Annotated in this window: 9 protein-coding genes; 5 read left to right on the top strand and 4 right to left on the bottom strand. The window is 65.1% G+C overall.

Annotated elements, in window-relative coordinates; translation table 11 throughout:
* Window positions 1-97: 97 nt before the first annotated feature.
* Window positions 98-526 (bottom strand): nuclear transport factor 2 family protein, encoded by a 429-nt coding sequence (locus JMF82_RS01780; protein ID WP_201312825.1) that lies wholly within the window; start codon window positions 524-526, stop codon window positions 98-100.
* Window positions 527-667: 141 nt separating this feature from the next.
* Window positions 668-1585 (bottom strand): LysR family transcriptional regulator, encoded by a 918-nt coding sequence (locus JMF82_RS01775; RefSeq protein WP_201312824.1) that lies wholly within the window; start codon window positions 1583-1585, stop codon window positions 668-670.
* 119 nt (window positions 1586-1704) lie between these two features.
* Here JMF82_RS01775 and JMF82_RS01770 point away from each other — a divergent pair, with 119 nt between their 5' ends.
* The gene (locus JMF82_RS01770; RefSeq protein ID WP_201312823.1) at window positions 1705-2460 is read left to right on the top strand and encodes an SDR family oxidoreductase; all 756 of its coding nucleotides are present in this window, start codon (window positions 1705-1707) and stop codon (window positions 2458-2460) included.
* Between the two features lie 81 nt (window positions 2461-2541).
* On the opposite strand, the gene JMF82_RS01765 is transcribed toward JMF82_RS01770, so the two are convergent.
* Window positions 2542-4821, bottom strand: a complete 2280-nt coding sequence (locus JMF82_RS01765) for a GH92 family glycosyl hydrolase (protein ID WP_201312822.1) — start codon at window positions 4819-4821, stop codon at window positions 2542-2544.
* Window positions 4822-5509: 688 nt separating this feature from the next.
* Here JMF82_RS01765 and JMF82_RS01760 point away from each other — a divergent pair.
* The gene (locus tag JMF82_RS01760; protein WP_236585248.1) at window positions 5510-7198 is read left to right on the top strand and encodes a hypothetical protein; all 1689 of its coding nucleotides are present in this window, start codon (window positions 5510-5512) and stop codon (window positions 7196-7198) included.
* A gap of 117 nt (window positions 7199-7315) precedes the next feature.
* Here the strand turns inward: JMF82_RS01760 and JMF82_RS01755 are convergent, their stop codons facing one another.
* A complete protein-coding gene (locus JMF82_RS01755) occupies window positions 7316-8218 on the bottom strand; it encodes a LysR family transcriptional regulator (protein ID WP_201312820.1) in 903 nt (300 codons plus the stop codon).
* 102 nt (window positions 8219-8320) lie between these two features.
* Here JMF82_RS01755 and JMF82_RS01750 point away from each other — a divergent pair, with 102 nt between their 5' ends.
* The 3 genes from JMF82_RS01750 (at window position 8321) to JMF82_RS01740 (ending at window position 11595) form a co-directional block, all read left to right on the top strand.
* Window positions 8321-9505, top strand: a complete 1185-nt coding sequence (locus JMF82_RS01750; protein WP_201312819.1) for an MFS transporter — start codon at window positions 8321-8323, stop codon at window positions 9503-9505.
* A 40-nt stretch (window positions 9506-9545) separates the two neighbouring features.
* On the top strand, window positions 9546-10349 hold the full coding sequence (gene dkgB / locus JMF82_RS01745) for a 2,5-didehydrogluconate reductase DkgB (RefSeq protein ID WP_201312818.1): 804 nt from the start codon (window positions 9546-9548) through the stop codon (window positions 10347-10349).
* Between the two features lie 133 nt (window positions 10350-10482).
* Window positions 10483-11595: an alkene reductase gene (locus tag JMF82_RS01740; RefSeq protein WP_201312817.1), complete on the top strand. Its 1113-nt coding sequence runs from the start codon at window positions 10483-10485 to the stop codon at window positions 11593-11595.
* Window positions 11596-11603: the final 8 nt, after the last annotated feature.

Raw genomic sequence — 11603 nt, 5'->3', positions numbered from 1 at the left:
CGCGAAAGAACCGACATGCTTGGCAGGTGATACAGGCGTACTGCTTCGAAGCGGACGTGATGCTGTTCTGACGCTTCACCAAGCGCGGGGCATAGGCTCAATCCCGCGGTGGAAACCACACCTTCCGGATCTTTCCTTCGCGTACCTCATAGACCGCCAGGGCCTTGGGTTGTCCTTTGTCCGCGGGAAGGCCCATCACCTGTTCCTGATCCACCACGACCGGACCATTGACGACGCGCCGGGTGATTTCGACGCGGAATTCCTTGGGTTTTGTTGCCAGGAAGGCATAGGCCTGCTTCAACGCCGCCGCGCCCACGACGACGGGACGCTGTCCGCCCAGGTCCGTGATGACAACATCGTCGGCGTAACAGGATGCGAACTTGGCGACGTCGTGCGCGTTGTACGCATCCACCTGCGCCTGGACGACCGACACCGGATCGTCAGCCTTGTTGTCACAGGCGGCTACGGACAGCGGACACGCCATCAGCAACACCAGCACTGGATATATCTTCATGCGCGCAACCATGGATCCTCCGAAACGATAGGCTCGCGTTGGCAACAAAGGTGGACGCGAAGCACCCCGGTCAACCGCATCGCGCGATGGTCATGGCAACAACAACCGCCATCTGTGAAGCTCCGCCTCCACGGTCTCCGTCATGACCGGGCTTTATGCCTTCCGGCCATCGTACGGTTCGAACACTTGCACCGTCCATTCGATGAATGCACGTAGCCGTGCGCTTTCGTGCCTGGTTCGTTCGAATACGATGTTGAGATCGTGAAGCGGCCGATGCCACTCCGGCAGGAGTTGAACAAGATCGCCGCTTTCCAGATATGGCTTTGCCATGAAGCCGAACGTCTGTCCCACGCCAAGCCCATGCACCAGCGCCGTCAGGTGGGCCGTGCTCTCATTGACCATGACGCCACGGGATCCACGCGGGTCGACCTCCACGCTTTCCTCTTTGCGATCGAACACCATGGGAAACGACCGCCCGGTCAGCGACGAGAAATAGCCCACCAGGTCATACCGCTCGAGCAGCTCGCCGGGATGCTGCGGCACGCCGCGCGACTTCAGATACGCGGCGCTCGCGCACGTGACGTAGTCCAGGCTTGCAATGCGCCGGGCCACCAGCGAGGTGTCGGTCAGCGCGCCGCCGCGGATCACGCAGTCGACGGCGTCACCAATGAGGTCGACATGACGATCGCTCACGCCCAGTTCCAGCTGGACATGGGGACAGGACGTGCGGAACTCCGCCATCCTGGGCAGAAGTATGAGGTTGGCCAGGGATGAGCCGATATCGACGCGCAGCCGGCCCCGGGGTCCCACGGCGGCCTCGGAGAACATGCCGTCCATGTCCTCGAGTTTGGCCAACAGTTCGACGGCCCGCTGGTAATAGGCTCTGCCCTCCTCGGTCACCGTCACCTTGCGGGTGGATCGTTGGAACAGCTTCGCGCCGAGATGGCTTTCCAGCTCCTGCACGAGCTTGGTGACGGTGGCCCTGGGGATGTCCAGCGCATCGGATGCACGGCCGAAACCGCCCGACTCGGCGATGCGAACGAACACGCGCAATGCATCCAGCTGATCCATGGGGTCTCCGGGGATTGTTCACGGGCAGGAAAATTCATTTCCTCGCACCCATCTTAATCCGGCGATGCGTCGCGCCTATCGTTTGCCCATCATCTTCAACCCCTGATGGGAGCATCACCATGAATACCCGACTCAACGGCAAGGTCGCCCTGGTCACCGGTGGTACCAGCGGCATTGGTTTCGCATCGGCGATGGAGCTGGCCAACGAAGGCGCCAAGGTCTATGTCACCGGGCGTCGCCAGGCCGAGCTGGACGCGGCGGTGAAGGTTATTGGCCGGGGCGCCGTGGGCATCCGCGGCGACGTCACCAGGCGCGACGACCTGCAGGCACTGGCCGACGCGATCAAGGCCAACGACGGCCACCTGGACATCCTCTTTGCCAATGCCGGTGGCGGAACCATGGCACCGCTGGGCGAGATCACCGAGCAGCATTTCGACGACACGTTCAATCGCAACGTGAAGGCGCTGGTCTTCACCGTGCAGACGATGCTTCCGCTGATGCGGGCCGGCGGCTCGATCGTGCTCACCGGCTCCATCGCCGGCAGCAAGGGAACCGCGGCGTTCAGCATCTACAGCGCCTCCAAGGCGGCCGTGCGCGGCCTGGCCCGCAGCTGGGTGCTGGACCTGAAGGAACGCAGGATCAGGGTCAATGTCGTCAGCCCGGGCTCTACCCGTACCGTGGGACTTGCCGAGCTGGGCGGCGAATCCAAGGAGGCGCAGGACGGGCTCCTGGACTACCTGACCTCACTGGTACCCATCGGACGCCTTGGCGAACCCGCGGAGATCGCGAAGGCCGTGGCCTTCCTCGCCTCCGACGATGCCAGCTTCATCAATGGCTCGGAGCTTTTTGCGGACGGTGGCCAGGCGCAGATCTGACGCTGGCATGCGAAGCATCCGGCAAGGGTAGCGACCACCCGGCGAGTCCACCATGGTTGACTCGCCGGGACGGTCTCGTCCTCACCCTTTTGCCGGCGACACCGGATGGATGCTGGCCTGCGCCCGCCACGCCTTCGCCCACGCCGAGGGTCGCGGCCCCATCACGAAGTCGAGCTTTCCGCCGGACATGATCTGCTGGTAGGTGATGACCGGGGCATCGAGCGGCTTGCCGTTGAGCGTGGCCGATTGGATGTACACGTTGTCCGCCGAATTGTTTTTCGCGGTGACGACGAAGCGCTTCCCGTTCGCTAGCCGCAGCGCAAGACGCGTGAACAGCGGGCTGCCGATCATGTAGTCGCCCGAGGCGGGGTTGAGCGGGTAGAAGCCCATGGCGGTGAAGACGTACCACGCCGACATCTGGCCGCAGTCTTCATTGCCGAGAATGCCGACCGGCGTGTTCGAATACGCGCTGGCGGCGATCTCGCGCACACGCGCCTGGGTTTTCCAGGGCGCGCCCATGAAATCGTAGAGGTAGCCGTAATGGTGGCTGGGCTCGTTGTCGTGGTGGTTGTGCCCATCGCGGAAATGGGTGTCGAGCTTCGCCTCGGCCGCGGCCGGGCCGCCGAGCAACGCGATGGTGCCGGGAATGTCGTGCAACGCCGCGAAGAGATAGGCCCATTCGTCGCCTTCCGTCCAGCCATCCCCTGGCGAAGCCCAGGAGCCATCGGCGCGGCGCGCCTGCATGAAACCGCGCGCGGGGTTGAACAGCAGGCGGTAGTTCGATGCGCGGCGCATGAAGTACGCGTAGTCGTCGGCGTGCCCGGTGGCCTGGGCCACGCGCGCGACCGCATAGTCGTCGTATGACTCTTCCAACGTGCTCGACGCCGACTCGGCGACCTTGTCCGATGGCAGGTAACCGAGCTTCAATCCGTACGTCAGGCCGGCGCGTGCTTCGTACGGCGTGTGTGGTTCGCGGTCACGCCACGCTCGCGTGGTGTCGCCGTCGGGAGGCGTCGTTGCATCCTTGCGCACGGCGGCGTAGGCAAGCTGCCAATCGAAGCCGCGGAAGCCCTTGGTGATTGCCTCGGCCACCAGCGAGTCGGCGTGGGTGCCGATCATGATGTTGGTATAGGAAGGGTTGGGCCACTTCGGCATCCAGCCGCCTTCGCGGTAGTCCTGTAGCAGCGCCTGGATCATGCCGTCGATCCGTTCGGGCGCGAGCAGCGTCAGCAGGCTGTGCTCGGCGCGAAAGGTGTCCCAGATGGAATAGTCGGTGTACGACACGCCGTCGTGCACCTGGTCGTCGAACGCGCTGTAGTAGCGCCCGTGCTCGGAGAACAATCGCGGGTACAGCAGTGCGTGATAGAGGGCGGTGTAGAAGATCTGGCGCTGGTCCGCACTGGCGCCGTCGATATCGAGCAGGCCCAGCTTGGCGTTCCAGGCGTCCTTCAGGGATTGGCGACGCGCATCGAAATCCCAGGCGGGAAGCTCTGCGTCGAGGTTGGCCCGGGCCTGCGCGATGCTGATGAACGACGTGCCTACCTGCGCCTCGATCGGCTCGCCGCCTGCGGTGTCGAACGATACGTAGGCACCGACATTGCTGCCTTCGACATCGCTGCGCCCTTGCAGGGCCGCCGCATCCTCGTAGACATGCGCCGCCTTCAACGGCTGCTTGAAGCGAACGACGAAGTAGCCCTTGAAGTGGGGCAAGGCCAGCGGGCCCAGCTGATCGTCCTGGCGATCGGGGTTGTAGCCGCGCACTTCGCGGCGCGCTTCATCGACTTCCACATGGCCGCGAATCCCTGGGCGCGTGGCTTCGATAAGCACGCCTGCCCTGCCCGCCGTGGGAAACAGGAAACGCAGATAGCCGCAGTGGTCGGTGGCGGTGAACTCCGTGTGGATCCGGCGCCCGCCATCGGCCTGCATGGTGACGCTGTAGTAGGCGGGCGAGGCGGTTTCGTCCTTGCGCGCGAACGGCAGTCTCCTCGCCTGCGGCGTGTACTTGGCGTCATCGAGCTCGGGCATCAGGGTGACGTAGCCGTAGTCGCCCATCCAGATGGCGGGCTGGTGCGTCCCGATGAAGCCTTCGACGTGCGTGTCGGCGTAGTTGTACGGGCTGACGCTGACGCGGTTCTGCCGGGTCTGCGCCGTCCAGTTGGTCATGCCGAACGGTGTGGTGACCAGGGGCATGGTGCCGCCGTATTCCGAACCGGTTCCCGCCGTGCCGATATAGGGATTGACCCAGTCGATCGGCGTCGGCGTGGCCGCGCGGGCCATCATGATGGGCAGCGAAAGGCAGAGCAGCGCCAGTGCATACGTGACCTTGCCGCGTTTGAAAACATCGCCTGGATGGAACGCCATTGAACGTTGCCCGGATAAGGGTTGGAAGTCCCGACGCGGCGGGAGTGAATTGCCCGGAAGACTAGCAAGCCTCGGCGTACGGGTGCTTTTCCACGCGCCGGATCCGGCGAGGGCATGTCGTCCCTGTCGAGTTCCTGCTTGACGTTCACCGACCGACATCCCGCGTGACCGCGCGATGACGGTGCATGCACCCGCTTTGATGCGATGAACCGGGTTTCTTCTCAAGGGGCGCGTCGATCGTTTGCCGACACTGATGGGTTCGCTTCCGGCAAGCATGGACAGGACCACGCCACGGCATTGCCTCGACGCGTCACCCGGCGACCTGGCGGGCGTTAACACCCAAGGGTGATTGCGCCTTTCCAACCCGAAACCCCGGCCCTATGGCCGATGGCAGGCACCTGACCGGACGCGTATGTTGCGCGGACGCATATGCCACATATGCGTACTTGCGCGGACGCTTATCGGCGCACCGATAGCGTTCCCAGGGGGCGCGGTCACCTAACGAAACGAAAGGGAGACCAGTGTTATGCAGACTCGACTGCTTTTGGCAGCGGCGGCCATGGCGTTTGCTTCGTACGCCTTCGGCTCTTCCCCAACCACACTTCAAATTCAGCGTGGAGCGACCACGGTACCGACGACCACGGCTCTTGGCGGCGCGTCGTTGACTGCCCTGGAACTGGATCCGGCGATGACCGCCGGTGATGCCGATTCGGGCGACGGCGATGGCCTTGGGCCCGAGCCTGTGGTCAATCGCGGCATCAGCAAGGGACATGCCGGCATCAACCGGATGGGGAATGCGAAACGTGCCAAATCGAGCCCGGAGCTGCTCGGGGGCTTCAATGGACTCAACCTGCATGACCAGCGCTACGCCAACGGCGGCAACCAGTTTTCGGTGGAACCGCCCGACCAGGGCCTATGTGCCGGTAACGGCTTTGTCATGGAGAGCGTCAACGACGTATTGGCCATCTATGACAACGCCGGCAATAGGCTGGTCGGCCCCGTCGACCTCAATACGTTCTACGGCTACCCGGCGGCGATCAACCGCGGCACCGGCGCCTACGGGCCCGAAATCACCGACCCGTCCTGCTACTACGACGCAGGCACGCAGCGCTGGTTCCAGGTGGTGTTGACGATTGATCGCGTGGGCACGACCTCGTTCCTGGCGGGCACCAATCATCTCGACATCGCGGTCAGCACGACCCCCGATCCCACGGGCGCATGGAACATCTACCGCCTGCCGGTGCAGAACAACGGCACGCAGGGCACCCCGGACCACGGCTGCGCCGGCGGATACTGCCTGGGCGACTATCCGCATATCGGCGCGGATGGCCATGCGATCTTCCTGACGACCAACGAGTTCTCGTTGTTCGATGATGGCTTCTACGGCGCGCAGATCTATGCGATCTCGAAGCAGGCGCTGGCTGCCGGCGCGACGGCGAACGTCGTGCTGTTCAATGGTGGCGATCCGAGCATTCCGGCGCCGGCATTCACGGTGTGGCCGGCCATCTCCTCGGGCGGCCAATACGCCACGGCGCTTGGTGGCACCGAGTATCTGCTCAGTTCGGATGCCGTGTTCTACGACTCCGGCGTGTCGAACACCCTCTGGTTGTGGTCCGTGTCGAACACGCAGGCCATCGACACCCTGCCTGGAGGCCTGGCGTTGAACGTTTCGCCGCTGACCGTGCAGCAATACGCCGTGCCGAGCAGCCTGGCGCACCAGAAACCGGGCAACACGCCGCTGCGCGACTGCTTTGCCACGCCAAGCTGCGCATCCATCCTTGGCTACCCGAGCATCGTCTACTCCACGCCGCGCGACCTCGCGGTAAACGACTCGCGCATGCAGCAGGTGAGCTATGCCAACGGCAAGCTCTGGGGCACGCTGGACACCGATGTCCTGCTGGGTGACGGCAGCCATGGTTCGGGCATCAATTACTTCGTCATCAATCCGAGCTCCGGCGTACTCTTCGCCAACGGCACGCTGTCCTTGCCCGATGCGAACCTGACCTACGGCGCGGCGGCTGTCACGCAGAGCGGGCGCGGCGTGATCGCGTTCACCGTGGTCGGCCCCAACGACTTCCCAAGTGCCGGCTATGCCAGCCTGGATGCAAAGGTCGGTGCCGGCGATGTGCATATCGCCGCCGGCGGCGCGGGTCCGTGGGATGGCTTTACCGGTATCCCGTATCTTGGTGGCGGTCGCCCGCGCTGGGGCGACTATGGTGCGGCCGCGGCCGACGGCAACACCATCTGGCTCGCCTCCGAGTACATCGCGCAGACGTGCACGCTGGCCCAGTACATGGCCCCGCCCTTTGGCCAGTGCGGCGGCACGCGCGGCGCCCTGAGCAATTGGGCAACGCGCATCTCCGCCATCGGGCTCTGAGTTTCAAGCAGGCATGACCATGGGGCGTGATGGGCAACACCCATCACGCCCTTTTTCCTGGAAGCGACGGCGCCGATGCAGTCGAGAGTCGCGGCATCGGCACGCCACGCTTCACGCTCACTCTTCGAACGGCCTCTTGCCAAGCGCCTCGACCATGTAGTCGACGAAGCAGGTGATGCGCGATGCCAACGTCGTGTTCCGGTAGTAGACCGCATTGACGGATTGGCGGACATCCAGCGTCTGCCTGGCAAACAGCTGCACCAGCCGACCCGATCGGCGATCGTCGCGCGTCACGAAATCGGAAAGGCAGACGATGCCCAGCCCGGCGAGCGCCATCTGCCGGAGCGTTTCGCCACTGGACGATGCGACGGTGGGCTTGATGTGAACGGTGTTCCCGCTGGCGTCGCGCAGCGGCCAGTCGTTCAGGCTTTCGGGCTGGGTGAAGCCGAGAAGCTCGTGCTGTTCCAACTGCGCAGGCCTGGTTGGCGTGCCACGCCGCTTCAGGTAGCCGGGGCTCGCCAGCACACGCACGCGGCTGGTGCCGATGGGCCTTGCATGCAGCGTGGAATCCTTCAGGGCGCCGATGCGGAACGCCACGTCGGTGCGCTTTTCGATCAGGTCGATGATGCCCTCGTTGGCGTTGACCTCCAGCTCGACCTCGGGAAAGCGCGCACGGAACCCGGCGAGATGGGGCACGATGACGTGCAGCACGAAGGGCGTGGCGGCATCGACGCGAAGGCGCCCAACCGGACGCAGGCGACGCGCCGCCATCTGCTCTTCCGCCTCGTCCACCGAAGCGAGGATGGTGCGGGCGTGCTGCAGGAACGCCGCGCCCTCTTCCGTGAGCTCCAGCCGGCGCGTGGTGCGCGTCAGCAGCGTGGTCCGCAGCTTCTCCTCGAGCCGGCTCAAGGTACGGCTGGTGGCCGAGATGGTCAGTCCGAGCTGCTCCGCGGCAGCGGTGATCGAGCCCGTATCCACGACGGCCACGAATGCCTGCAATTCGTCGAGGGTCGTTTTCATTGTTTACTTCAATTCAATAGTATTTCGCTTATACGCGGCTTAATCTGCAAATGTAAAGCGGTCAGACTGCGCTCCATCGATGCCCCCCCCTGGATCCCAGTCATGCCTCTTGCCTTGCTTGCCCTGACCCTGGCGGCCTTCGCCATCGGCACCACGGAGTTCGTCATCGTCGGCCTGATTCCGACGATCGCCGGCGACCTCGGCGTGGGCCTTCCCTCGGCTGGCCTGCTGGTCAGCCTCTACGCGCTTGGCGTGGCCATCGGCGCACCCATCCTCTCCGCGCTTACGGGCCGCGTGCCGCGCAAGCCGCTGCTCGTCGGCCTGATGGCGCTGTTCACCGTTGGCAACGTGGTGGCATGGATGGCGCCGGGCTACGGCACGCTGGTCGTCGCCCGCCTGCTGACCGGCCTGGCGCATGGCGTGTTCTTCTCCGTGGGCTCCATCGTCGCCACCAGCCTGGTGCCGCGCGAGAAGGCCGCGCGCGCCATCGCCACCATGTTCAGTGGCATGACGGTGGCGTTCGTCACCGGCATTCCGCTGGGCACCTTCATTGGCCAGCACTTCGGTTGGCGCATGACCTTTCTTGCCGTCGCTGCATTCGGCGTGGTCGCGCTGATCGGTGCGCTGGCCCTGGTGCCCAACAACATCCCGCATGCCACGCCTGCCCCGCTGCGCCGCCAGATGCGCGTGCTGCTGGAACCGCGCCTGTTGCTGGTCTATGCGATGACGGCGGTGGGTTACGGCGGCTCGCTGATCGCCTTCACCTTCCTCGCGCCCATTCTCGAAGACATCGCCGGCTTCAAACCCGACATGGTGGGCATGGTGCTGCTGGCCTACGGTGTCTCGGTGGCGATCGGCAATGTGTGGGGCGGCCGCCTCGCCGACCGGCGTGGACCGGTAAGCGCACTGAAGATCATCTTCGGCTTGCTGGCTGCCGTGCTGCTCGTGCTGACCTTCACCGCACCCAGCCAGCCGCTGGTGGTATTGACGGTGCTGGCCTGGGGCGCCGTGGCGTTCGGCAACGTGCCCGCACTGCAGGTATATGTGGTGCGGCAGGCCGAACACGTGGCGCCGGAAGCCACGGATGTCGCCGCCGGCTTCAACATCTCCGCCTTCAATCTCGGCGTCGCCGGTGGGTCCTGGGCCGGTGCGCAAGTGGTGAGTCATTTCGGGTTGGCGCATACGCCGTGGATCGCGGCACTGGTGACGCTTGGCGCCTTCGGCCTGACCGTGCTCGCCGGCCGCCTGGACCACCGCAGCGCGTCGCCCCGACTCGCGCAAGCCTGATCTCCCTTCCCCTTTTCGACCTTTTCGCAGGAGTCTCCCCATGAGCATCCCAACCTTTGGCGTCGGCACGTTCCGCCTGACCGGCCAGACCGTCATCGATTCGGTGCGCACCGCGCTGGAACTCGGCTATCGCGCCGTCGACACCGCGCAGATCTACGGCAATGAGGCCGAGGTCGGCCAGGCCATCGCCGACAGCGGCGTCAAGCGCGACGAACTGTTCGTCACCACCAAGATCTGGACCGCGAACTACGCCAAGGACAAACTGGTGCCCAGCCTGCGCGAGAGCCTGGAAAAGCTGCGCACGCCCTATGTCGATCTCACCCTGATCCACTGGCCGGCACCCGGCCACGGCGTGGAGCTGAGTGAATACATGACGGCGCTGGCGGAAGCGAAGGCGCTGGGCCTCACCCGGCAGATCGGCATCTCCAACTTCAACATCGCGTTGACGAAGCAGGCGATCGCGGTGGTCGGCAAGAACGAGATCGCCACCAACCAGATCGAGCTGAGCCCCTACCTTCAAGGCGAAAAGCTGACCGCCTTCCTCAAGGAACAGGGCATCACGGTCACGTCGTACATGACGCTGGCCTACGGCAAGGTGCTGAAGGATCCGGTGCTTGCGCAGATCGCCGGCAAGCACCAGGCGACCGTGGCGCAGGTGGCGCTGGCGTGGGCGTTGCAACTCGGCTACGCGGTGATTCCGTCATCGACGAGGCGCGAAAACCTGGCCAGCAACCTGCTCGCCCGCGACCTGCATCTGGACGCCGCGGACATGGCGAAGATCGCCGCGCTCGAACGCAACGGTCGGGAAGTAAACCCGGCGGGCCTTGCGCCGGTATGGGACTGATCGCGGCGGCCGATCGCGTGGATCGGCCTTGACGCCCACCACCCACGGCCGCCCGACGAGGCACGTTCGCCGTCCGCGCGCCACTCATTTCAACGCATCGACGGGCGCACCCATGCCCGTCACGGAGACCTTCATGTCTGCTACATCGGATGCCCTCTTCCAACCCTATGCGCTCGGCGATCTCGAACTGCCCAACCGCATCGTCATGCCGCCGATGACGCGCTCGCGCGCGAGCCAGCCCGGCGACGTGCCCAACGAATTGATGGCCGAGTACTACGCGCAGCGCGCCAGCGCCGGCCTGATCGTCAGCGAAGGCACCTGGATATCGCCGCTCGGCAAAGGCTATGCGTGGACGCCGGGCATCCACTCGCCGGCGCAGGTCGCTGGATGGCGCAAGATCACCCAGGCGGTGCACGCGGCCGGCGGACGCATCTTCGCGCAGCTCTGGCACGTCGGCCGCCTGAGCCATACCAGCCTGCTCGATGGCCACGCGCCCGTCTCCTCTTCGGCCATCCAGGCCGAAGGCGTGAATGTCTTTATCGCGGAGAGCAACGGCACGCCGGGCTTCGTGCAGGCGTCCAAGCCGCGTGCGCTGAAGGTGGAGGAAATCCACGCCATCGTCGATGACTACCGCCAGGCCGCGCGCAATGCCATGGCCGCCGGCTTCGACGGCGTCGAGCTGCATGCGGCCAACGGCTATCTGGTCAACCAGTTCATCGACTCCAACGCCAACGACCGCACCGACGCCTATGGCGGCTCGCTGGAGAACCGGCTGCGCTTCCTTGCCGAAGTCACGCAGGCGCTTGTCGAAGGCACCGGCGACCGGCGTCGCGTGGGCGTGCGGCTGGCCCCGCTCACCACGCTCAACGGTTGCTCCGATGCGGACCCCGAGACGACCTACCTGGCCGCGGCAAAGCTGCTGGGCACGATCGGTGTCGCCTACATCCACATTGCCGAAGCCGACTGGGACGATGCCCCGCACATGCCGGTCGCGTTCAAGCAGAAGCTTCGCGCCGCGTTCCCCGGCACCTTGATCTACGCCGGCAAGTACACCGCCGAACGTGCCCGCGCCGCACTGGGTGAAGGCTGGGCCGACCTCATCGCGTTTGGACGTCCGTTCGTGGCCAACCCCGACCTGCCGGCGCGACTGCGTGCCGGTGCGCCGCTCAATACGCATGACCGTGCCACGCTGTTCGGTGGTGGCGCCCATGGATTGACGGACTACCCCGCACTCGCCGCGGCCTGAGCCCCTTC

The sequence above is a fragment of the Dyella sp. EPa41 genome (assembly GCF_016586165.1).
Classification (GTDB): domain Bacteria; phylum Pseudomonadota; class Gammaproteobacteria; order Xanthomonadales; family Rhodanobacteraceae; genus Dyella.
Note: the sequence above shows the minus strand (reverse complement) of the source record. Positions and strands in the feature narration are given on the sequence as shown.

Coding starts and splice junctions, on each gene's coding strand:
- JMF82_RS01780 (WP_201312825.1), bottom strand. CDS start 526: ATGGTTGCGCGCATGAAGATATATCCAGTGCTGGTGTTGCTGATGGCG.
- JMF82_RS01775 (WP_201312824.1), bottom strand. CDS start 1,585: ATGGATCAGCTGGATGCATTGCGCGTGTTCGTTCGCATCGCCGAGTCG.
- JMF82_RS01770 (WP_201312823.1), top strand. CDS start 1,705: ATGAATACCCGACTCAACGGCAAGGTCGCCCTGGTCACCGGTGGTACC.
- JMF82_RS01765 (WP_201312822.1), bottom strand. CDS start 4,821: ATGGCGTTCCATCCAGGCGATGTTTTCAAACGCGGCAAGGTCACGTAT.
- JMF82_RS01760 (WP_236585248.1), top strand. CDS start 5,510: ATGACCGCCGGTGATGCCGATTCGGGCGACGGCGATGGCCTTGGGCCC.
- JMF82_RS01755 (WP_201312820.1), bottom strand. CDS start 8,218: ATGAAAACGACCCTCGACGAATTGCAGGCATTCGTGGCCGTCGTGGAT.
- JMF82_RS01750 (WP_201312819.1), top strand. CDS start 8,321: ATGCCTCTTGCCTTGCTTGCCCTGACCCTGGCGGCCTTCGCCATCGGC.
- dkgB (WP_201312818.1), top strand. CDS start 9,546: ATGAGCATCCCAACCTTTGGCGTCGGCACGTTCCGCCTGACCGGCCAG.
- JMF82_RS01740 (WP_201312817.1), top strand. CDS start 10,483: ATGTCTGCTACATCGGATGCCCTCTTCCAACCCTATGCGCTCGGCGAT.